Annotated in this window: 15 protein-coding genes and 1 riboswitch; of the genes, 11 read left to right on the forward strand and 4 right to left on the reverse strand. The window is 66.5% G+C overall.

Going from position 1 to position 20,286, the window contains the following annotated elements; genetic code table 11:
• Positions 1 to 651, reverse strand: coding sequence for a TetR/AcrR family transcriptional regulator (locus tag WDB66_RS00370; protein ID WP_339396443.1), 651 nt, complete (start codon positions 649 to 651; stop codon positions 1 to 3).
• Positions 652 to 723: 72 nt separating this feature from the next.
• Here WDB66_RS00370 and WDB66_RS00375 point away from each other — a divergent pair, with 72 nt between their 5' ends.
• Both WDB66_RS00375 and WDB66_RS00380 read left to right on the forward strand, forming a co-directional pair.
• The gene (locus WDB66_RS00375) at positions 724 to 1,836 is read left to right on the forward strand and encodes an efflux RND transporter periplasmic adaptor subunit (RefSeq protein WP_339396444.1); all 1,113 of its coding nucleotides are present in this window, start codon (positions 724 to 726) and stop codon (positions 1,834 to 1,836) included.
• Positions 1,836 to 4,916 (forward strand): efflux RND transporter permease subunit, encoded by a 3,081-nt coding sequence (locus tag WDB66_RS00380; protein WP_339396445.1) that lies wholly within the window; start codon positions 1,836 to 1,838, stop codon positions 4,914 to 4,916. The genes WDB66_RS00375 and WDB66_RS00380 overlap by 1 nt, the downstream gene beginning before the upstream one ends.
• 63 nt (positions 4,917 to 4,979) lie before the next feature.
• On the opposite strand, the gene WDB66_RS00385 is transcribed toward WDB66_RS00380, so the two are convergent.
• Positions 4,980 to 6,617, reverse strand: coding sequence for a tetratricopeptide repeat protein (locus tag WDB66_RS00385; protein ID WP_339396446.1), 1,638 nt, complete (start codon positions 6,615 to 6,617; stop codon positions 4,980 to 4,982).
• Positions 6,618 to 6,780: 163 nt separating this feature from the next.
• Here WDB66_RS00385 and WDB66_RS00390 point away from each other — a divergent pair, with 163 nt between their 5' ends.
• Positions 6,781 to 7,338, forward strand: a complete 558-nt coding sequence (locus WDB66_RS00390) for a DUF3228 family protein (RefSeq protein ID WP_339396447.1) — start codon at positions 6,781 to 6,783, stop codon at positions 7,336 to 7,338.
• An 86-nt stretch (positions 7,339 to 7,424) separates the two neighbouring features.
• Here WDB66_RS00390 and WDB66_RS00395 read toward each other — a convergent pair whose 3' ends face one another.
• Complete coding sequence (locus WDB66_RS00395; protein ID WP_339396448.1) at positions 7,425 to 8,228, reverse strand: CHAD domain-containing protein; 804 nt, start codon at positions 8,226 to 8,228, stop codon at positions 7,425 to 7,427.
• 178 nt (positions 8,229 to 8,406) lie between these two features.
• Here WDB66_RS00395 and WDB66_RS00400 point away from each other — a divergent pair, with 178 nt between their 5' ends.
• From WDB66_RS00400 to WDB66_RS00425, 6 genes are all read left to right on the forward strand, one after another.
• Complete coding sequence (locus WDB66_RS00400) at positions 8,407 to 10,095, forward strand: M28 family metallopeptidase (protein ID WP_339396449.1); 1,689 nt, start codon at positions 8,407 to 8,409, stop codon at positions 10,093 to 10,095.
• A gap of 31 nt (positions 10,096 to 10,126) precedes the next feature.
• Complete coding sequence (locus WDB66_RS00405; RefSeq protein ID WP_339396450.1) at positions 10,127 to 11,179, forward strand: NAD(P)-dependent alcohol dehydrogenase; 1,053 nt, start codon at positions 10,127 to 10,129, stop codon at positions 11,177 to 11,179.
• Positions 11,180 to 11,183: 4 nt separating this feature from the next.
• Positions 11,184 to 11,795 (forward strand): DUF938 domain-containing protein, encoded by a 612-nt coding sequence (locus tag WDB66_RS00410; protein ID WP_489670802.1) that lies wholly within the window; start codon positions 11,184 to 11,186, stop codon positions 11,793 to 11,795.
• 64 nt (positions 11,796 to 11,859) lie between these two features.
• On the forward strand, positions 11,860 to 12,780 hold the full coding sequence (locus WDB66_RS00415; protein ID WP_339396451.1) for a hypothetical protein: 921 nt from the start codon (positions 11,860 to 11,862) through the stop codon (positions 12,778 to 12,780).
• 64 nt (positions 12,781 to 12,844) lie between these two features.
• Positions 12,845 to 13,792 (forward strand): aldo/keto reductase, encoded by a 948-nt coding sequence (locus tag WDB66_RS00420; RefSeq protein WP_339396452.1) that lies wholly within the window; start codon positions 12,845 to 12,847, stop codon positions 13,790 to 13,792.
• Between the two features lie 322 nt (positions 13,793 to 14,114).
• A complete protein-coding gene (locus WDB66_RS00425) occupies positions 14,115 to 15,320 on the forward strand; it encodes an NAD(P)/FAD-dependent oxidoreductase (RefSeq protein WP_339396453.1) in 1,206 nt (401 codons plus the stop codon).
• Between the two features lie 221 nt (positions 15,321 to 15,541).
• On the opposite strand, the gene ahcY is transcribed toward WDB66_RS00425, so the two are convergent.
• Entirely contained in the window at positions 15,542 to 16,990 is a 1,449-nt protein-coding gene (gene ahcY / locus WDB66_RS00430; protein WP_339396454.1) for an adenosylhomocysteinase, read from the reverse strand.
• 49 nt (positions 16,991 to 17,039) lie between these two features.
• A riboswitch (S-adenosyl-L-homocysteine riboswitch) is annotated at positions 17,040 to 17,116 on the reverse strand.
• A gap of 186 nt (positions 17,117 to 17,302) precedes the next feature.
• On the opposite strand from ahcY, the gene WDB66_RS00435 reads away from it, so the two are divergent.
• Together WDB66_RS00435 and WDB66_RS00440 are read left to right on the forward strand one after the other, a co-directional pair.
• A complete protein-coding gene (locus WDB66_RS00435) occupies positions 17,303 to 18,619 on the forward strand; it encodes an NTP/NDP exchange transporter (protein WP_339396455.1) in 1,317 nt (438 codons plus the stop codon).
• A gap of 65 nt (positions 18,620 to 18,684) precedes the next feature.
• Entirely contained in the window at positions 18,685 to 20,283 is a 1,599-nt protein-coding gene (locus tag WDB66_RS00440; protein WP_339396456.1) for a peptide chain release factor 3, read from the forward strand.
• The last annotated feature ends 3 nt before the right edge of the window (positions 20,284 to 20,286 follow it).

The raw sequence follows: 20,286 nt of genomic DNA on the forward strand, positions 1-20,286 counted from the left end.
TCAGCCGCGCTGCGGGCGGTAGGCGCGCAGGAACAGCGTCACCACCGAATCCACGTGCGCGGCGTCATCATCGCCGTGCACGCAGCCGACCGGCCCGCACAGCATGCGCAGGTTGACCTCGCCCTTGAGCAGGCAGAGGAACTGGCCGGCGGCCTCGCGCGTATCGTCGATATCCAGCTCGCCGCGCTGCGTGGCGCTGCGCAGGAAGGCTTCCAGCCCGGCGATGATGCGCGCCGGCCCGGCGTTCCAGAACAGCGTGCCGAGATGTTCGACGTTGCGCGGATCGGCCAGCATCATCCGGTGCAGTGCGATCGAATCGGTGCTGGCCAGCAGTGCATGAAAACGGTGCCCGATGCTGCGCAGCGCCTGGTCGATCGGGCCGTCCGGCGGCGGCGCGAACAGATCGTCGGGCAGCTGTTCCTCGCAGCGCGCCTTCACCGCCTCGAAAAACAAGGTCTCCTTGTCGGTGAAGTGGCTGTAGACGGTGAGCTTGGACACCCCGGCGGCGGCGGCGATCTGATCCATGCTGACGCCATCGAAGCCGGCCTCCAGGAACAGCGCCCCGGCAGCGTCGAGGATCGCGCTGCGCTTCTTGGCGCTTTTCGGGCGGCCGGGACCGGGGCTGGCGGGTGAGGCGGGCAGGGTCGGCATGGGAAAATAATTAGTGGACTGATCGGTTCAGGAACTATATTGTACCGCCCAGTTTACTTATTGGCCGCCGGCATGAATACACAGAGGAACGGGATCACCGGATTCGGCGCGGGCGTGGTGCTGGCGCTGCTGCTGGCTGGCTGCAATGGCGTGCAGAGCGAACCGCCACCGCCGCGTCCGGCCATCGTGGTGCAGCCGCGTGCGGTGCAGGGCGGGATGCAGCTGTTTTCCGGCGAAGTGCGCGCCCGCCAGGAAGCGGCGCTGGCCTTCCGTGTTGGCGGCAAGGTGGCGCGGCGTCTGGTGGATGTGGGCAGCCGGGTCGAACAGGATCAGCTGCTGGCCGAACTGGACGCCGCCGATCTGGCCTTGCAGGCGCAGGCGGCGCAGGCGCAACTGGCGGCGGCACAGGCCGAACTGGCGCTGGCCGAATCCGAATACGCGCGTTATGCCGACATGCGCGAGCGCGGGCTGGTCAGCGCCTCGGTGTTCGAGGCCCGCCAGGCGGCGCTGCAGGCGGCCCGCGCGCAGCAGGAAAACGCCCGCGCGCAGCTGTCGGTGATGCGCAACCAGCGCGGCTACGCACAGCTGACCGCGCCGCAGGCCGGCGTGATCCTGGCGCGCCAGGTCGAGGACGGACAGGTGGTCGCGGCCGGGCAGACGGTCTTCGTGCTGGCCGCCGAGGGCGCACGCGAAGTCGCGATCAGCGTGCCGGAATTGCAGATCGGGCAGTTTTACGTCGGCCAGGCGGTGATGGTGGAACTGTGGTCGCAGCCGGGCCGGCATTGGCCGGGAACGGTGCGCGAACTGGCCGCCGCCGCCGATCCGCAGGCCCGTACCTTCGCAGCGCGTGTGGCCTTCCAGGCGCCGGATGACCTGGTCGAGCTGGGCCAGAGCGCACGCGTTCTGGTCAGCGGCACGCAGGCCGGCGTGCTGGCGGTGCCGCTGGCGGCGGTCGGTGGCGAACAGGGCGCGGCCTTCGTCTGGGTGCTGGATCCGACGACGCTGACGGCGCAGCGGCGCGAGGTGGACATCAACAGCTGGGGCGAGCGCGAGGCGCTGGTCGGCGATGGACTCACGCCGCAGGACTGGGTCGTGGCCGGCGGCGTGCATCTGGTCGGGCAAGGCCAGCGTTTGCGCCCGGTCGACCACGACAACCGCGCGCTGGATCTGGCGGAAGCACGCTGATGGAAAACAGCCGCTTCAATCTTTCGGCCTGGGCGCTGCGGCACCGTTCGTTGGTGCTGTACGCGACCGTGCTGCTGGCCTTGCTCGGGGTCTGGTCGTACAACCAGCTGGGGCAGAGTGAAGACCCGCCGTTCACCTTCCGCGCGATGGTGGTGCGCACCATCTGGCCCGGCGCCACGGCCGAGGAGGTGGCGCGTCAGGTCACCGACCGGATCGAGCGCAAGCTGATGGAAACCGGCAGCTACGAATTCGTGCGGGCCTATTCGCGCCCGGGCGAATCGGTGGTGATCTTCGTGGCGCGCGACAATCTGCGTTCGCGCGAGCTGCCAGCGCTCTGGTACCAGGTGCGCAAGAAGGTCGGCGACATCCGCGCGACGCTGCCGGCCGGCGTAATCGGGCCATTCTTCAACGACGAGTTCGGCGACACCTTCGGCAATATCTACGCGCTGACCGCCGACGGCTTCGACTATGCGGTGTTGAAGGACTACGCCGACCGTCTGGAGATCGAACTGCAGCGCGTGCCGGATGTGGCCAAGGTCGAACTGATCGGTCTGCAGGACGAGAAGATCTGGATCGAGTTGTCCAACACCAAGCTGGCCACGCTGGGCATTCCGCTGCAGGCGATCAAGGCGGCGCTGGACGAACAGAACGCGGTGCTGCCCGGCGGCTTTTTCGAAACCCCGGACGAGCGCGTGCAGCTGCGTGTGTCCGGGCGTTTCGACACGGTGGACGACATCGCAGCGTTCCCGGTGCGGGTGGGCGAGCGCAGTTTCCGGCTGGACGATGTGGCGCGGGTCTGGCGCGGATTCTCCGATCCGCCGGCACCGAAGATGCGCTTCATGGGGCGCGATGCGATCGGGCTGGCGGTCTCGATGCGCGAAGGTGGTGACATCCTGCAACTGGGCAAGTCGCTGGATGCCGAACTGGCGCGTCTGCAACAGAACCTGCCGCTGGGCATGCAGTTGCAGAAAGTCTCCGACCAGCCGGCGGCAGTGCGCGGTTCGGTCGGCGAATTCGTCAAGGTGCTGGCCGAAGCGGTGGCGATCGTGCTGGTGGTCTGCTTCTTCTCGCTCGGCTTCCGCACCGGGCTGGTGGTGGCGCTGTCGATCCCGCTGGTGCTGGCGATGACCTTCGCGCTGATGCACGGATTCGGCATCGGCCTGCACAAGATTTCGCTCGGCGCACTGGTGCTGGCGCTGGGGCTGCTGGTGGACGACGCGATCATCGCGGTGGAGATGATGGCGATCAAGATGGAGCAGGGTTACGACCGCATCCGCGCCGCCAGCTTCGCCTGGACCAGTACCGCGTTCCCGATGCTGACCGGCACCCTGATCACCGCCGCCGGCTTTTTGCCGATCGCCACGGCGGCGTCGAGCACCGGCGAGTACACCCGTTCGATCTTCCAGGTGGTGACGATCGCGCTGCTGGTGAGCTGGATTGCGGCGGTGGTGTTCGTGCCGTATCTGGGCGACAAGCTGCTGCCCGATCCGCATGCCGGCAACGCCAAGCGGCATGACGGCCTGCACGATCCCTACCAGACCCGTTTCTATCGCCGCTTCCGCGCCATCGTCGAGGGTGCGATGCGGCAGCGGCGGCTGGTGATCGTGGCGACGCTGGCGTTGTTCGTGACATCGGTGGCGCTGTTCCGCTTCGTGCCGCAGCAGTTCTTCCCGTCTTCGACCCGGCTTGAACTGCTGGTCGATCTGAAGCTGGCCGAAGGCGCGTCGCTGCACGCCACCCAGGCCCAGGTCGAACGCCTGGAAGCACGCCTGCAACAGATGGACGGCATCGACAACTACGTCGCCTATGTCGGCACCGGCTCGCCGCGTTTCTATCTGCCGCTGGACCAGCAGCTGCCGCAGACCAGCTTCGCCCAGTTCGTGGTGCTGGCCGATGATCTGCAAACCCGCGAACGGCTGCGCGACGAACTGATCGCGCTGTTCGAGCAGGATTTCCCGCATCTGCGCGCGCGCGTGACACGGCTGGAGAATGGCCCGCCGGTCGGCTATCCGGTGCAGTTCCGGGTGTCGGGCGAACATATCGACCAAGTGCGAGCGCTGGCACGCGAAGTGGCGGCGCGGGCGCGGGAAAATCCGCATCTGGCCAACGTCAATCTGGATTGGGAGGAACCCAGCAAGATCGTGCGTCTGGTACTGGACCAGGAGCGCGCGCGCGCACTGGGTGTCAGCTCGGCGCATCTGGCGCAGTTTCTGCAAAGCTCGCTGTCGGGGATGGAGGTCAGTACCTTCCGCGAGGGCAACGAGCTGATCCAGATTCTGCTGCGCGGCCCGCAGGAAGAACGCGCGCGGCTGTCCTTGCTGGGTTCCCTGGCGGTGCCGACCGCCAATGGCCAGAGCGTGCCGGTGGCGCAGATCGCGACGCTGGAGCACGGTTTCGAGGAAGGCATCGTCTGGCACCGCAACCGCCTGCCGACGGTGACGGTGCGTGCCGATGTGCACGGCGGCCTGCAACCGGCCACGGTGGTGGCGCAGGTGTTGCCGACGCTGGAACCGGTGCGCGAACGGCTGCCGCCCGGCTATCTGCTGGAAGTGGGCGGCACGGTCGAGGATTCGGCCCGTGGCGGCGCTTCGGTCGCGGCCGGGATTCCGCTGTTCGTGGTCGTGGTTTTCAGCTTGCTGATGCTGCAACTGCGCAGCATTTCGCGCTCGCTGCTGGTGTTCCTGACCGCGCCGCTGGGGATGATCGGGGTGACGTTGTTCCTGCTGGTGTTCCGGGTGCCGTTCGGTTTTGTCGCGATGCTCGGCACCATCGCGCTGGCCGGCATGATCATGCGCAACTCGGTGATCCTGGTGGATCAGATCGAACAGGACATCGCCGCCGGCCATCCGCGCTGGCAGGCCGTGGTCGATGCCACGGTGCGGCGCTTCCGCCCGATCGTGCTGACCGCCCTGGCCGCGATCCTGGCGATGATCCCGCTGTCGCGCAGCGATTTCTTCGGCCCGATGGCGGTGGCGATCATGGGCGGCCTGCTGCTGGCCACGGTGCTGACCCTGGTATTCGTGCCGGCGCTGTACGCGGCCTGGTTCCGGGTCAAGGAGGAGGCGCCGGTGGCGCCGTGATGCATGACCGGGGCAGGTGGTTGAACAATATGCGTGCTGGCGCGCAGTGCACGCCAGCCGTCATCAGCCGCCCATCAGTGCCAGCCGATCGCGGATCAGGCCGGCAAGGGTGTCGTGGTGCTTGCCCAGCAGCGCGCGCAGTTCGGTATCAGTGACGTAGCCAATGCTCTGGCGGTATTGCGCCTTCAGTTCGTTGCTTTCCTGCCAGTTGGCTTCGATCGCTTCCAGCGAGTCGGCTGGGACCACGCTGGCGCCTTCGGCCAGCTGTGACTGGATCCGCTGGATGTGGTGTTCGGCCACGTGCTGCGGTGGCGTGCCGGCCGGCAGGAAATCGAAGCGCAGGCGTTCGATCGCGCTGTTGTCGAACGGGTCCGGGCCGGCGGCGCGGCTGTGCAGGAACAGGCCGTTGTCCAGCCGGGTGGCGCATTCCAGCATGCAGGCCGCCTTCCATTTTCCGGTCAGCAGCAGGATGAGGAAGCCGAGCAGGCCGGGCCATTTGGGTTTCAGCGCAAAGGCCGCGGCGCTGCCGTATTCGGGGTGGTGGAAGATGCGGATCAGCGCGCGCGAGCCCTGCGAACTGGTGATGCCCAGCGCCTCGGCGTCGGCCAGCGGCACATAGCCCAGTGGTGCCAGCGCCTTTTCACAGGCGTCGGCATGGGCGCGCTGGTAACGCGGGTAATCGCTGGCGTCCACTTCCATCAGGTCCGGTGCCGGCTCGTGCGCGTAGTTGTAGAGCTGGAACGCGATCGTGGTGGCCTGCAGGGCCTCGGGGGATTCGTCGTCGATCAGCGCATCCAGCGCGCCGGGCAGGTCGCTGCCCTGGCGCACCAGCGCGGCGGCGGCGTGGGTCAGGGCATGGGCGGTGTCTTCTTCCAGTGTGCGTTCGTGGCCATCGCTGTCACCGGCCTGTTCCAGCAGTTTCGCCATCTCGTCACGCGCGCCGGCCTCGCCTGCGGCATAGCGGTCGCGCTCGTTGACCAGTAGTTCGCGTCCGGGCGCATCCGGCGCCATCCGTGCCAGGATGCGGTCCAGGCAGGCGGTGGCCAGCGGCCAGTCGCCAAGGCGTTCGGCCAGCTGCGCGATGCGCCGGTCGAAGCGGTTGCCAGGTTCCAGTTCGGCGGCGCGCTGGTAGTCGTGCAGCGCCTGTTCCAGCGCACGCCGGTCATGGCGCATGCCGACCAGATCGGTGATGACGTGTTCGCCGCTGTCTTCGGTGAAGGTGCGGCTGGCGTGGAATTCGGCACGGCAGGCCCAGCTTTCGGCCTGCCCGGGATCCCGTTCCAGACTGCGCTCCAGGTGCGCCAGCGCCTCGGCCTCCTCCGTGGAGCCGGGCGCGGCCTGGATCAGCCCGGCTTCGGCCAGCAGGAACAGGGCGCGGGCGTTGTCAGGCTCCTGCTGTACCGCGCGCTGCAGCAGCGGCAATGCGTCGAAGGTTTCGCCCTCGTGGCGCGCCAGTTCGACCCGGGCCAACAGCGCAGGGACGTAATCCGGGCTCAGCTCCAGCACCCGGTCCAGCGCGGTGATGGCCTCGGCCTCGCGCCGCAGCGCGCGCAGGCAGCGGCTGCGGTGGAAGTGCAACGGCGCGGCATTCGGAGTGGCGGCAACCAGTTCATCAAGGATTTCCAGCGCCTCGCTGTGGCGGCCCTGGCGATAAAGGGCGCCGGCGGCTTTGTAGCGCTCGTTCGCGGTGGTCTGGTCCATGCGCTCCCCTCGGGCGGTTTTTGTGGTCTGTCGCGCAGGTTAACGCGACTTGGCCGGATTTCGCGCGTGGTTGCGTGCTTTTCGCGTCGCGAAGCGGTGTCGCGGCGTTGGCGCCGCGGCGGCCAATGGGTAGGCTGGCAGCTTTGCCAAGCTGTTGCCTGCCATGTCGATCATCCTGACGCCGTTTGCCCGTACCCGCCTGTTTCCGCGCCCGCCGCGCGCCAACACCATCCAGGATTGCACCCCGGAGGAGTTTGAGCAGCGCCTCAACGACGAGCCGCCGTTCAAGGTGCTGCCCGGCTACGCGCCATTCTGCCGCCTGCATGTGCACCGCAACTGGACTTCGACCCGCTGCCTGACGGTGCCGATCACCGACGCCAACCGCCACCTGCTGCGCTCGGCCTACGAGGCCCGCAGCCGCGAGGAACTGCCGGTGCTGGTGCGCTGGTTCGAAGGCGTCGAGCCGCCGGTGGCGGATTACCTCGTGGTGATCCTGTACAGCGCCGGACAACTGGCGAAAGAAGGTTCACCTATCGACGGCGACTGGGGCGTGGTCGGCTGCATCTACACCGCTGAACCCGAAGAAATCCCGATGGCCCCGATCACGATGATGCGCAACGCGCTCGGGGTGGAAGAGGGCGGTTCCGGCGTGCCACTGGACCGCGATGCTTACCGCAAAGCTGTCGCGTTCTGGGAAAACAACGCCAACTGGCGCGGATAACTTCACCGGTGCGGCTGGTTGCGATGTCGGCGGAACCGACGAACCTGGAGTGGCAGGTGACCAGTCGAGCCTGGGCTTTTCCGAGATCAACCCGGTAGCGGTGGCAGGGTTGCGCTGGCGCGGATACAGGCGCGGAGGTGGTCGCGCTGGGGCAAGGCGGGGATGCGGTCGAGCAGGGTTTGCAGCACGTCCAGATCCTGACAATCGCCAAGTTGGTCGCTGAGTGTGTGTAGCGCCTTGAGCTGCTTGCTGGTGCTGCTCTGCGCGGCGCTTTTGGCGATGTCCGGGGCGATGCGTTTCACCGCTTCCATCTGCATGCGCAGTTTGCGCACCCGGCGGCGCCAGCGGTGCAGATTGTCCGGGTCCGGATCACGCGCGGCGCGACGGGCGGCCTTTTCCACCCGGCGCTGGCCTTTTTCCAACCCGTGGCGCAGATCCTTGCCACGGATCCGGGCCCAGTCCAGTTGTTCCAGCAGTTGCGCCACGCGTTCGATCCGCGTGCGGCGGCGGGCGAAGGCCGGGTCGCGTGCCAGGGTCTTTTCCAGCAGCGAATCGCGCCGCCGGGTCAGGTGCTGTACCACCGGCAGCCAGTGTTCCGGCCCATCCTCGGTGATGAAGCGGCTGGCGGTGGCGATCGCCACATGCGCATCACGCAGGCGGGAAAGACTGTCGCCGACCCGTTGCAGGATGCGGTCGGCCCGTTGCGCGTCAGGTATCCGGTCTTCGACCAGTTGCAGCAGCGCGCGCAGGTGGCGGATCGATTTGCGTGCCGAATGGATCGCTTCGTGCACCTGCGCCGGGGAATCCAGCGCCTGCTGGATCGCCGCGCATTCCTTGTGGGCCAGTGCGCGTGCCGCTTCGGCGATTGCCGCAGGTGGACGGGTGGGCATGGCGGTTCCAGACGGCACGGTTCCAGAAGACGTGGGCCCCGGCAGTGTGAGCCCGGATGGTCCGGGGCACGGTGGTGGCCGGTTGCGGCAGGCAGTCTGCCATCGCACCGGGGCCGGTGCCAGCACAAGGTGCGGCGCCGCAGGCACAATGGGCGCATCCTGATCTGGAGTGCAAACCATGAAGCGTGTATCCGGCCTGCTGGCGGTGCTGTTGTTGGCGGCCTGCGGCAACGAGGCGCCACCGGCGCAGAAACCTGCGGCGCCTGTGGTGAAGCTGGCCGAGGACGCTGCCGCGATCCACTCCGATCGCCTCGCGCAGCATCTGCGCATGCTGGCCTCGGACGAGTTCGAAGGCCGCGCCCCGGCCACGCCGGGCGAGGAAAAGACCGTGGCCTACATTGCCGAACAGTTCGCCGCCGCCGGGCTTCAGCCCGGTGGCGAAAACGGCGGCTGGACCCAGGCCGTGACGCTGGAAAAGATGGTCATCAACGGTCCGGTGACAGCGGCTTTTTCGCTCAACGGCACGCGCTGGGAACTGGTCAACGGCGAGGACATCGCGCTCGAATCGCTGCACCCTGACAGCGATATCGACCTGCGCGAACTGCCGGTGGTCTTCGCCGGCTACGGCATCACCGCGCCGGAACTGGACTGGGACGATTACGCCGGGCTGGACGTGGCCGGCAAGCTGGTCGTGGTGCTGGTCAATGATCCGGATTTCGAAACCGAACCGGGCCGCTTCGGTGGCCGCGCGATGACCTGGTACGGGCGCTGGTCCTACAAGTACATCGAGGCCGCGCAGCGCGGTGCCGCTGGCGTACTGATCGTGCACGAAACCGAACCGGCCGCGTATCCGTGGGCCACGGTGCGCAATGGCCGCGGTGCGCCGCAGTTCGACATCGTGCGCGAGGATGCGGCGGCGTTCCATTTGCCGGTGCGCGGCTGGATCCAGCTGGCCACCGCGCAGCGCCTGTTCGCCGAGGCCGGCCTGGATTTCGATGAGGCCAAGCGCGCCGCGCAGCAGCACGGCTTCCGCGCCCATGCGATGCAGGGGATCGGCTTTTCCACTGCATTCGAAGTCGAGCGCAGCCGCATCATCAGCCGCAATGTGCTCGGCCTGCTGCCCGGTGGTGCGCAGGCCGAAGAAACCGTGATCGTGTCCGGTCATTGGGACAGTTTCGGCATCGGCGATGCGGACGAAAGCGGCGATGCGATTATCAATGGCGCGGTCGACAACGCCACCGCGATCGCCTCGATGATCGAGATCGCGCGGGTCATGGCACTGGGTGAGGCGCCGGCGCGCAGCGTGTTGTTCATCGCCTTGACGGCCGAGGAAAGCGGCCTGCTCGGCGCGACGTACTACGCCGCCAACCCGTTGCGCCCGCTGGCCACGACCGCAGCGGTGGTCAATATGGAAATGTGGAGTCCGGACGGCCCCACGCGTGATATCTCCAGTTGGGGTCTGGGCAAGGTGTCGCTGGAGCGCGATCTTGCCGCCGCCGCGAAGGCGCGCGGGCGTGGTTATTCCAGCGATCCGAATCTGGAAGCCGGGCTGTTCTACCGCGCCGATCATTTCGCCTTCGCGCAGGCCGGCGTGCCGGCGATCACCGTCGGCCCGGGCATGGACCAGCTTGATGGCGGAGTAGAAGGCGGCATGGCGGCGCGTGCCGAATACTTCGCCAGGCACTACCACCAGCCCAGCGACGAGTTTGGCGACTGGTGGGATATGCGCGGCCCGACCGCCGATACCGATGTCGTGCTGCAACTGGTGCACGATGTGGCCAATTCGGTCGACTGGCCGGCATGGGATGCCGACAGCGAGTTCCGCGCCGTACGCCAGGCCAGTGCGGCCGAACGCAGCGGTCACTGATCCGATTTTCACTACTTCAAGGAGCATTCCCATGTTGATCCACGCGTATGGCGCAGAAGCCGGCGATCAGCCGCTGGTACCGATGCAGATTCCCCGCCGTACGCCCGGCGCGCACGATGTGCAGATCACGATTGCCTACTGCGGCGTTTGCCATTCCGATCTGCACCAGGTGCGGGCCGAATGGGCCGGCACGCTGTTCCCCTGCGTGCCGGGACACGAGATCGTCGGGCGCGTCAGCGCGGTCGGGGATGCGGTGGAAAACTTCAAGACCGGTGACCTGGTCGGCGTGGGTTGCATCGTCGACAGCTGCCGCAGCTGCGATGAATGCGGCGACGGGCTGGAAAACTATTGCGACGCGATGGTCGGGACCTACAACGGCGCCACGCCGGATGCGCCGGGCCACACCCTGGGCGGCTATTCGCAGCAGATCGTGGTGCACGAGCGTTATGTGCTGCGCGTGCGCCATTCCGAATCGCAGTTGGCCGCTGTGGCACCGCTGCTGTGCGCCGGCATCACCACCTGGTCGCCGCTGCGGCACTGGAAGGTCGGGCCGGGCAGCCGCGTTGGTGTGGTCGGCATCGGCGGGCTGGGTCATATGGGCATCAAGCTGGCGCATGCGCTCGGTGCGCATGTGGTGGCCTTCACCACCTCCGATTCCAAACGCGAAGCGGCGCGTGCGCTGGGCGCGGATGAAGTCGTGGTGTCGCGCAACCGCGAGGAAATGGCAGCACAGCGCGGCCAACTGGATTTCATCCTCAACACCGTCGCCGCCCCGCACAATCTGGATGCCTTCCTCGCTCTGCTGCGGCGCGACGGCGCGATGACGCTGGTCGGTGCGCCGGCCACGCCACACCCGTCGCCGAACGTGTTCAGCCTGATCATGAAGCGCCGTTCGCTCGCGGGCTCGCTGATCGGCGGCATTCCGGAAACCCAGGAAATGCTGGATTTCTGCGCCGAACACGGCATCGTCGCCGACATCGAACTGATCCGCGCCGATGCGATCAATCAGGCCTACGAACGCATGCTGGCTGGCGATGTGAAGTACCGCTTCGTGATCGATATCGGCAGCCTGGCGCCGGCCTGATCGCATGGGCAACGCGATGCCGGAAAAACCCCACTCCCCGGCCTGCGAGCGCAATCGCGAGCCGATCCTGGCGGTGCTGCGCGAACACTTCGCAACTCGCCGCCAGGTGCTGGAAATCGGCAGTGGCACCGGCCAGCACGCGGTGTTTTTCGCTGCCGCGATGCCGTGGCTGCAATGGCAGGCCAGCGACCGCGCCGAATACCTGCCCGGCATCCGCGCCTGGCTCGACGATGCGCGCCTGCCGAACACGCCGGCGCCGCTGGAACTGGATGTGCTGGCGGCGTGGCCGGCGCTGGACGTGGACGCGGTGTTCAGCGCCAACACGCTGCACATCATGGGCTGGGATGGCGTGCAGGCGCTCTTTGAAGGCGTCGGCAAACTGCTGGCCGATAGCGGCGATACCCTGATCGTCTACGGACCGTTCAACTACGGCGGCGCCTACACCAGCGACAGCAACCGCCAGTTCGATGCCTGGCTGAAGGCCCGCGATCCGCGCTCGGGCATCCGTGATTTCGAAGCCGTCGATGCCTTGGCCGAAGCCGCCGGGCTGCGGCTGCTGGCCGATATCGAAATGCCCGCCAACAACCGCTGCCTGGTTTGGCGTGCGGGTGCGTGATGGTGTCCGGATCGGCCGGCGCATCGCGTACAGACAGGCTGGCCCCGCAAGCAAGGTTCATATCGTGCACAAGCAGTTCAAGTTCCTCGTTGGCCTGATGGCCGCCGGCATCGTCGCCACGGCCTGCGCGGCGCCGGAGGGCGTGCCGGATGGTGAGTGGTGGGCAGCGGCACCCGGATTCAAGCAGGTTGACCCGGGCACTGCGGAAAGCGATGCGTACTACGCGCCGGAGCGCTTCCCTGCGTCGGGCACTTCGGTGTTCCACCCGGATGCGGATCTGGCCGCACCCGTCCGCGCGCTGTTGCTGCTCGACCATCTCGAAGGGCTGCTGCCGCATGCGCGTTACCGCGTGGAGTGGCATGTGGTGGAAGACGTGGAAACGCCGGAGCGTCTCGTTCATCAGGTCCAGATCCAGCGCTTCAACCTCGGCCCCGCGCGCCATGCGGATCTGGCGGCCTATGTGGAGGAGGAGTATCTGGCACCGGTCGAAAGTTTTGGCGAAGGGCCGAACGTGGCGTGGCGTTTCACGATGGCACCGCGTCAGGGCATGCGCGCCGGCGTGGAAATGGCGGCGCGCAAGCTGCTGGATACGGCCCAATCCGCAGCGGCTGATTGCCTGGGCACGCCCTGCCTGCAATTGCCGTCCGCAACCGGGCCGGAAGCGCCGGGTTGGCAGCCGCGTGAAGTGACATCGCCGGCATCGGCTTATCTCGCGCATACCGATACCGGCCCGCATCCGGCACGCATCATGGAGGATCTGATCGCCGCCATCGGTGAAGAGGCCGAGATGCCGGTCGCGGCAGAGAAGGCACCGCGTTTCGTGTTCGTGATCTCGTCCAATGTCGAAGGTCAGGAACTGCTGAGCACGGGCCTGGGCCGGGATTCGGTGGTGATGGACGATGCCATCGGCACGGTCTGGGTGCGATGGATGCAGGTGGCCGACATTCCGGCCGAATCCGCGCTGCTGTACGAACCGCGCCGCTGAGCGGACGCCGCTGCCGGCCCGCTGTGGTAAAACCCGGAGCTGTCTTGGAGAGGGAGACACCACCGTGATTACCCGACGCGAATACCTGAAGCTGGCCACCGCCGCCGGTGTGGTGCTGGCCATCAACCCGGCCCGGCTGCTGGCCGACGACAGCCCGCGCGCGCTGATCAGCCGTGCGATCCCCGGTACCAGCGAGCAACTGCCGGTCGTGGGTCTGGGCAGTTCGGCTTCGTTCTCGCGCATTGCTGGCGAAGGTGAGGTCGGGCGTGTACGTGAGGTGCTGGAAACCCTGGTGCAGCACGGCGGCCGCGTGTTCGACACCGCGCCCAGCTACGGCGCTTCGGAAGAAGTCGCCGGCCGTATCGTGCGCGAAGCTGGTCTGGGTGAGCAGGTGTTCTGGGCGACCAAACTCAATGTTGCCGGCCGTGGCGGTGGCAGCGCCGATCCCGCCGCGGCGCGGGCGCAACTGGAGCAGTCGTTTGCGCGCGTCGGCAAGTCACCGATTGATCTGATCCAGGTCCACAACATGGCCGACATCCCGACCCAGCTCGGCCTGCTGCGCGAATACAAGGCTGCCGGCCGGGTACGCCATATCGGCGTCACCACCACCTTCGAGCCGCAGTACGAAGCGCTGGAAAAGCTGATGCAGGCCGAGCCGCTGGACTTCATCGGTGTGGATTACGCGGTCGACAACCGCACCATGGAACAGCGCATCTTCCCGCTGGCGCAGGAGCGCGGCATCGGCGTGCTGGTCTACGCCCCGTTCGGTCGCACCCGGCTGTGGCAGAAGGTCGAAGGCAAGGCGCTGCCGGACTGGGCCGCCGATTACGACATCGCCACCTGGGGCCAGTTCTTCCTGAAATTCGTGGTCTCGCACCCTGCGGTGACCGCCGCGACCCCGGCCACCAGCCAGCCGAAGAACCTGATCGACAACCTTGGCGCCGCCACCGGCCGCCTGCCGGACGAAGACGCCCGCCAGCGCATGATTGATTACATCGAAACACTGGGCTGACGTCGGCGGCGGTCACACGCGGGTTTTTCGCGGTATCAGCAAGGGTGCTTTTCGGCGCCCTTGTTGTCTGCATTCGCCAGACATCCGCCCATCAGCGGCGGCAGCTTTTCGGGCTGAGCCGGGCGTCAATCGGCCTGCCGGTTGGAAGTGCCTTTCCATCGATTGCCCGCATCCGCGCCGAAGCGATGGCACAGGTCCGCGCGTTCGATGTGAATGAAGGTGTCCCAGCGGGTGAATCGGATGGATGCCGGGTTCGCAGGCGCAGCCGCTGCGCGCGCTATTCTCCGCATGCGTGATGGCCTGACTGTCGAAGGAACCTGCGATGGACCTGAAGAGCGGTTATCCCTACTGGGCCGTGAAGAACGGCCTGATGCACGCGTTTCCGAAGCTGGAAGCGGACACGCGCTGCGATGTGGTCGTCATCGGTGGCGGCATCACCGGCGCGTTGATTTCCTATGAGCTGGTCACCGCCGGGCATGAGGCCGTCGTGCTGGAGCAGCGCGACATCGGCTGGGGCAGCACGGCTGCCAGCACCGCCTTGCTGCAGTATGAAATCGATACGCATCTCACCGATCTGGCCGAACGCTTCGGTGAAGCGCCGGCGGTTATCGCCTACAGCGCCTGCGCTGAAGCCATTCCGATGATCCAGACCCTCGCGCGCGACGTGCGCGATGTGGATTTTGCGCGCATGCAAAGCCTGTATTACGCCAGTCGACGACGCCACCGGCGGGCGCTGGAGGCCGAATTCGAACTGCGGCAGCGTCATGGTTTCGATGTGGAACTGCTGGAGCGCGACGCGATGCGCGAGCGCTTCGGATTCGACGCGCCCTGCGCGATCCTCAGCCGTCTGGGCGGCCGCATTGATCCTTACCGGTTTACCTATCGGTTGTTCGCGCGGTTGCAAAAGCAGGGCGCCGCCATCCATGACCGCACGCAGGCCGATTCCATCACCGCCAACAACCGCGGCGTCACGGTGCGTACCAAGACGGGTGCTGTGGTTCGGGCCGACCACCTTGTGGTGGCCGCAGGCTACGCTTCGCAGCGGTGGTTGTCCGAATCAGTGGCGCGCAATCGAAGCAGTTACGCGTTCATCAGCGATCCCATCGATGAAGCCGAACTGGGCGTACTGGCTGACACGATGATCTGGGAATCGGCGCGCCCGTACCTCTACCTGCGCAGCACCGGCGATGGTCGTCTGCTGGTCGGCGGGGAGGATGATGCCGTCGATATTCCGGCGCGGCGGGACAAGCGCGTGGATAAAAAGGCACGACGCCTGATAAGGCAGGTGCGGCGGCTGTTTCCCGAGCTTCCGTTGCAGCCGGCGTATTCCTGGGCAGGCACGTTCGCCGAAACCGAAGACGGCCTTCCGTACTTCGGGCCACATCCCGAACATGGCAAACGCGTGCATTTCGCGATGGCCTACGGCGGCAACGGCATCACCTATTCGATGATCGGCGCCGGACTGATCCGGGCCTTGATTGAGGGCAAGGCACATCCGTTGAGCGGGCTGTTCGGCTTTGGGCGGTAGTTGAACAGCCGGCTGCGTGCGCTCGGTGGGGCCTGATATCGAGGTCAGGGCCACGACGCGCCGGCTTCTGCGTTCAGCCAGTTCCCGCGGGAGAGCGACGATTCAACTGGCGAGTGAGGGAAATGGTGGCCCGCAGGCTGGGTGGGTCTGCGAGCTTCAACAACAACAAAAAAGGCGCCTTTCGGCGCCCTTTTTGATGGCATCAGCCAAACCGCCGCCAATCAGTAGCGGTAATGCTCCGGCTTGAACGGGCCTTCCACCGGCACGCCGATGTAGGCGGCCTGCTCGGGCGTCAGCCTGGTCAGCTTCACGCCGATCTTCTCCAGGTGCAGGCGCGCGACTTCCTCGTCGAGCAGCTTGGGCAGGATGTAGACCTTGTTGGCGTACTCGCCCTTCTTCTCCCACAGGTCGATCTGCGCGAGCGTCTGGTTGGCGAAGGAGTTGCTCATCACGAAGCTCGGGTGACCGGTGGCGCAGCCGAGGTTCACCAGGCGGCCTTCCGCCAGCAGGAACATCGCGTTGCCGTTGGGCAGGATGTACTTGTCCACCTGCGGCTTGATGTTGACGATTTCCACGCCCGGCAGCGCCTTCAGCGCATCGACCTGGATCTCATTGTCGAAGTGGCCGATGTTGCAGACGATGGCCTGGTCCTTCATCGCGGTCATGTGTTCGACGCGGATGATGTCCTTGTTGCCGGTGGTGGTGACATAGATGTCGGCCTCGCCCAGGGTGTCCTCGACGGTCTTGACCTCGTAGCCCTCCATCGCCGCCTGCAGCGCGCAGATCGGGTCGATCTCGGTGACGATCACGCGCGCACCGTAGGCGCGCAGCGAGGCGGCGCAGCCCTTGCCGACGTCGCCGTAGCCGCAGACCACGGCGACCTTGCCGGCCAGCATCACGTCGAGCGCGCGCTTGAGGCCGTCGGCCAGCGATTCGCGGCAGCCGTAGAGGTTGTCGAACTTGCTCTTGGTGACCGAGTCGTTGACGTTGATGGCCGGCACCAGCAGCTTGCCGTCCTGCGCCAGCTGGTACAGGCGGTGCACGCCGGTGGTGGTCTCCTCGGAGACGCCCTTCCAGTCGGCCACGACGCGGGTCCAGTAGCCGGGACGCTCCTTCTGGACGCGCTTAAGCAGGTTCTTGATCACCTGCTCCTCGTGGCTGCCCGACGCCGAGTTCACCCAGCTGTCGTCGCCCTGCTCGAGCTCGTAGCCCTTGTGGATCAGCAGCGTCACGTCGCCGCCGTCGTCCACCACCAGCTGCGGGCCAAGGAAGCCGCCCTTGCCGTCGGGGAAGGACAGCGCGTCGAGCGTGCAGTCCCAGTACTCCTCCAACGTCTCGCCCTTCCAGGCGAACACCGGGGTGCCGGTGGCGGCGATGGCCGCGGCGGCGTGGTCCTGGGTGCTGAAGATGTTGCACGAGGCCCAGCGCACGTCGGCGCCGATGTCCTTGAGTGTCTCGATCAGCACCGCGGTCTGGATCGTCATGTGCAGCGAGCCGGTCACGCGCACGCCCTTGAGCGGTGCTTGCGCGGCATGCTTGCGGCGGATCGACATCAGGCCCGGCATCTCGTGCTCGGCGATGTCGATTTCCTTGCGGCCCCAGTCGGCCAGCGAGATGTCGGCAACCTTGTAGTCGCCGTCCTGGGAGAAGGTTTTCAGTTGTGCGTTCATGGATGTGTTCCGGTTCGGTCCCGTGGCCTGCGTGTGCGGGATGGGAAAAGGCAACCGGGCGCCGTTTGCATTCGGATTCCGTCGAGCCTGGCCGTGCCTGGCACGGTCGCAGCGCCCCTCGACGAAGCCGCGCATTATAAACGGCGAGGCTGAGCGCCGTCCGTACTGCCGGCATGCCGGATTTTGCCGGGGACGACGCTTGGTGCAGGCCGGTGGGCGCGGTATCGGCGCTGCGATGCCGGGTATGAACTGCTAGATTCAGGCCGCTGGCCGGCGGCGTCCTGTTGCCGGCGCCAAACGGATGTTTCCCGCATGGCCGGCCCGCTGCCGAATCCGCCCGCTGAACGCCCGAGCCTGCTGCAGCAGGCGATGAATCTGCGGCGCGAGGAAGTCGTGCCGGTGCTGCTGGCGGCGCTGTTCTTCTTTTTCATCCTGAGTGCGCTGATGCTGCTGCGGCCGGCACGCGATGCGCTGGGCATGGCGCGCGGCATCGAGGCGATCCGCTGGCTGTTTATCGGCACCGCGCTGGTGACGCTGGCGGTCAATCCGGTGTTCGGCTGGCTGGTGGCGCGCTTGCGGCGGCTGCATTTCATTTCCGCCACCTATGCCTTTTTCGCGCTCGGGCTGTGCGGTTTCTGGGCCTTGCTGGTGTTTGCGCCGGAGGCGGTGGGGCAGGTCAGCGGGCAGGTGTTCTATGTCTGGTTCAGCGTGTTCAACCTGTTCGCCACGATGGTGTTCTGGGCGCTGCTGGCGGACCGGTTTTCCGCCGATCAGGGGCGGCGTTTCTTCGCGTTGATCGCGGTAGGTGGCACGCTCGGGGCGATCTTCGGGCCATGGCTGGCGGCGCGTCTGGCACAGCCGCTGGGAACGCCGGGATTGCTGCTGGTGGCGGCAAGTTTCCTGGGTCTTGCGATCGTGGCCGCCTGGCTGCTGGTGTGGATACGGCCGGACCGTGGGCTGCAGACGCCGGATGCGGTGGCGCAGGTGCGGGCCGAAGAAGCGCAGCGCATCGGCGGCAGCGCATGGGCGGGATTCCGCGCGGTGTTTTCCTCGCCTTATCTGCTGGGCATCGCCGGTTACGTGATCCTGATGACGATCATGGCCACGTTCATCTATTTCACCCGGTTGCAGATGGTGGCGGCGGCCGAAACCGGGCTGGATGCGCGTACCGCGCTGTTCGGCAATATCGATATGTGGACCCAGATCGCGGTGCTGGTGCTGCAACTGACGCTGAGCGGGCAGATCATCCGGCGCTTCGGGCTGGGCGTGGCGCTGGCGGCGTTGCCGGTGGCCACGGTGCTGGGGTTTGTCGGGCTGGCGATCTATGGCTCGTTTGCGCTGCTGGTGCTGCTGGAGGCGGGCAGCAAGGCGGTCCAGCGCGGCCTGACCCGGCCGGCGCGCGAGGCGCTGTTCACGGTGCTGCCGCGTGAGGACAAGTACAAGGCCAAGGCCTTCATCGACACCTTCGTCTACCGTGCCGGCGATGTGGTCGGGGCGCAGGTGGAAGGCCTGCTCGGGCGTGTCGGGCTGGCGCTGGGCGGGCTGGTCAGCGTGGTGTTGCCGCTGGCGCTGGTGTGGGTGGCACTGGGTCTGTGGCTGGGGCGTGTACAGCAGCGGCACAGGCGGTAACGGATAGCGCCAGCTATAATTGGCGACCTCTGACTTTTTCCGGCGCCCGCACGGGTGCACCGCTGATGCCCGACGTTTCCAAGCAGGCCCGCCGCCGTCGCACCTTCGCGATCATTTCCCATCCGGACGCGGGCAAGACCACGCTGACCGAGAAGTTGCTGCTGTTCGGCGGCGCGATCCAGATGGCCGGCTCGGTCAAATCGCGCAAGACCACCCGCCACGCCACCAGCGACTGGATGACGCTGGAGCAGGAGCGCGGCATTTCGGTGACCAGCTCGGTGATGCAGTTCCCCTACGAGGGCCACATCATCAATCTGCTCGATACCCCCGGCCATGCCGACTTCGGCGAGGACACCTACCGCGTGCTGACTGCGGTGGACTCGGCGCTGATGGTGATCGACGTGGCCAAGGGCGTGGAGGAGCGCACGATCAAGCTGATGGAAGTCTGCCGGCTGCGCGATACGCCGATCATGACCTTCATCAACAAGCTCGACCGCGAGGGCAAGGACCCAATCGAGCTGCTGGACGAAGTGGAAAGCGTGCTCGGTATCGCCTGCGCGCCGGTGACCTGGCCGATCGGCATGGGCAAACGCCTGAAGGGCGTGGTCCACTTGGTCACCGGCGAGGTGCATCTCTACGAGCAGGGGCGCAATTTCACCCGCCAGGATTCCACGATTTTTCCCTCGCTCGATGCGCCCGGGCTGGCCGAACGCATCGGCGAGAAGATGCTGGATGAGCTGCGCGACGAACTGGAACTGGTGCAGGGCGCCAGCCACAGTTTCGATCTGGAGCAGTACCGTGCCGGCAAGCTGACGCCGGTGTTCTTCGGTTCGGGCGTGAATAATTTCGGTGTGCAGCCGCTGCTGGATTTCTTCGTCAAGCACGCGCCGTCGCCGCAGCCCCGCGCCACCACCTCGCGCAATGTGGCGCCGGACGAGGCACCGCTGACCGGCTTCGTGTTCAAGATCCAGGCCAATATGGACCCGCAGCACCGCGACCGCGTGGCCTTCATGCGGGTATGTTCGGGCCATTTCACCGCCGGCATGAAGGTGCTGCATGTGCGCACCGGCAAGGACATGAAGCTGGCCAATGCGCTGACCTTCATGGCTTCTGACCGCGAAGTGGCGGTCGAAGCCTGGCCGGGCGATGTCATCGGCATCCACAACCATGGCACGATTTCCATCGGCGATACCTTCACCGAGGGCGAGAAGCTGGCCTTCACCGGCATCCCCAACTTCGCGCCGGAGCTGTTCCGCCGCGCGCGCCTGCGCGATCCGCTCAGGCTCAAGCAGCTGCAGAAGGGTCTGGAACAGTTGAGCGAGGAGGGCGCGACCCAGTTCTTCCGCCCGCTGATGAGCAACGATCTGATCCTGGGCGCAATCGGCACGCTGCAATTCGACGTGGTGGCTTACCGGCTCAAGGACGAATACGGCGTCGAGGCGATTTTCGAGCAGGTGCAGGTCGCCACCGCGCGCTGGGTCTACTGCGATGATGAGCGTAAGCTGGAAGAGTTCCGCGACAAGAACGCGACGAATCTGGCACTGGATGCCGCCGGCCAGCTGGTCTATCTGGCGCCGAGCCGGGTCAATCTGCAACTGGCGCAGGAGCGTGCGCCGGCGGTGGAATTCAAGGCCACGCGCGAACACGCCCAGGCCGTGGCGTGAGAC

The organism is Denitratimonas organivorans (assembly GCF_037478135.1).
In the GTDB taxonomy this organism is placed as follows: domain Bacteria; phylum Pseudomonadota; class Gammaproteobacteria; order Xanthomonadales; family Xanthomonadaceae; genus Denitratimonas.

What these genes read in the sequence shown, in the direction of transcription:
- WDB66_RS00405 (WP_339396450.1), top strand. Translation starts at nt 10,127, where the DNA reads ATGTTGATCCACGCGTATGGCGCAGAAGCCGGCGATCAGCCGCTGGTA.
- WDB66_RS00410 (WP_489670802.1), top strand. Translation starts at nt 11,184, where the DNA reads ATGGGCAACGCGATGCCGGAAAAACCCCACTCCCCGGCCTGCGAGCGC.
- WDB66_RS00375 (WP_339396444.1), top strand. Translation starts at nt 724, where the DNA reads ATGAATACACAGAGGAACGGGATCACCGGATTCGGCGCGGGCGTGGTG.
- WDB66_RS00385 (WP_339396446.1), bottom strand. Translation starts at nt 6,617, where the DNA reads ATGGACCAGACCACCGCGAACGAGCGCTACAAAGCCGCCGGCGCCCTT.
- WDB66_RS00425 (WP_339396453.1), top strand. Translation starts at nt 14,115, where the DNA reads ATGGACCTGAAGAGCGGTTATCCCTACTGGGCCGTGAAGAACGGCCTG.
- ahcY (WP_339396454.1), bottom strand. Translation starts at nt 16,990, where the DNA reads ATGAACGCACAACTGAAAACCTTCTCCCAGGACGGCGACTACAAGGTT.
- WDB66_RS00370 (WP_339396443.1), bottom strand. Translation starts at nt 651, where the DNA reads ATGCCGACCCTGCCCGCCTCACCCGCCAGCCCCGGTCCCGGCCGCCCG.
- WDB66_RS00440 (WP_339396456.1), top strand. Translation starts at nt 18,685, where the DNA reads ATGCCCGACGTTTCCAAGCAGGCCCGCCGCCGTCGCACCTTCGCGATC.
- WDB66_RS00400 (WP_339396449.1), top strand. Translation starts at nt 8,407, where the DNA reads ATGAAGCGTGTATCCGGCCTGCTGGCGGTGCTGTTGTTGGCGGCCTGC.
- WDB66_RS00435 (WP_339396455.1), top strand. Translation starts at nt 17,303, where the DNA reads ATGGCCGGCCCGCTGCCGAATCCGCCCGCTGAACGCCCGAGCCTGCTG.
- WDB66_RS00380 (WP_339396445.1), top strand. Translation starts at nt 1,836, where the DNA reads ATGGAAAACAGCCGCTTCAATCTTTCGGCCTGGGCGCTGCGGCACCGT.
- WDB66_RS00395 (WP_339396448.1), bottom strand. Translation starts at nt 8,228, where the DNA reads ATGCCCACCCGTCCACCTGCGGCAATCGCCGAAGCGGCACGCGCACTG.
- WDB66_RS00390 (WP_339396447.1), top strand. Translation starts at nt 6,781, where the DNA reads ATGTCGATCATCCTGACGCCGTTTGCCCGTACCCGCCTGTTTCCGCGC.